The sequence below is a fragment of the Salinimicrobium sp. WS361 genome, assembly GCF_050750585.1.
Taxonomy (GTDB): Bacteria; Bacteroidota; Bacteroidia; order Flavobacteriales; family Flavobacteriaceae; genus Salinimicrobium.
This window is the reverse complement of sequence record NZ_JBOJLM010000056.1, coordinates 1-874: the sequence shown is the minus strand read 5'-3', so window position 1 is coordinate 874 and position 874 is coordinate 1. Positions and strand designations below refer to the sequence as shown.

Annotated in this window: 1 protein-coding gene; it reads right to left on the bottom strand. The window is 34.0% G+C overall.

The window, feature by feature from the left end:
* The coding region (locus ACQ93I_RS17210) for a phage integrase SAM-like domain and Arm DNA-binding domain-containing protein (RefSeq protein WP_431699609.1) at nucleotides 1–743 on the bottom strand (743 nt) is incomplete at its 3' end.
* Nucleotides 744–874 lie beyond the last annotated feature (131 nt).

Genomic DNA, 874 nt, shown 5'->3' with positions numbered 1-874 from the left:
ACCTGAGTTAACCTTTCCACTGAGCAGGATAGTTTTTCTAATCTTTCCAGTTCGTTTTGTGTAAGGAAATCTCTTTCTTTCTTGATTATTTTAGGTTTGAATTTTACAAATGGATCTTTTGTAATCCATTCCATATGAAAGGCCATGGTTACCATCTTTCTCAATCTCTGAATATGTTTCATGATGGTGTTGTTGCCAATTTGTGCTTGATAATGTTTCGGCTTATAGGAGCGCAAAAAGCTTTCGAAACCAATTATAAAACCATAATCAAGATTTTTAAGTAGGTAGTCTTTAGATTTATACTCTTTTTGAATGTACTCCATAATATAGTTTTGACTCGTCTTGAAGTGGCGCATAGTAGCAGGATTCAGAACGTGTTGCATCTTTTCATTATGATATGCTATTAATTCCTTTATTGAGGTATGATTCTCATCTTCTCCTAAAAAACGAGATTTTACGGATGTAGCGCTAACTGCCTCATTGTTGGCTTGGAGGTCCATGTAAGACTGAAAAATTTGCGTCCTTGTTTGTTCGATGAACCGATTTATCTGGAGTGAACCTGGATCTTTGGATTTTAATCGTCCTTTGTTTTTATCCCATTTTTTTATGTCAACTTTTGTTTTTAAACTGATATTAACTCTTTTCCGGTTGACGACAATTCGGGCATAAATTTCGGCCATATTGTCTTTAGCTCTGGAGGAGTTAACCCAGAACAAGATAGAAAATGTTTGTTTTGAAGTCATAGTTGTTCGTCTTAAAGGTGAATAATCAGTAAAGACGAAAGTCAAATCAACTATATAAGAAAGTTAATAATTTTAACAAAGCGGTCAACAAATTTCTTAAAACTATTTTTGTTGACCGATTTGTTGACCTC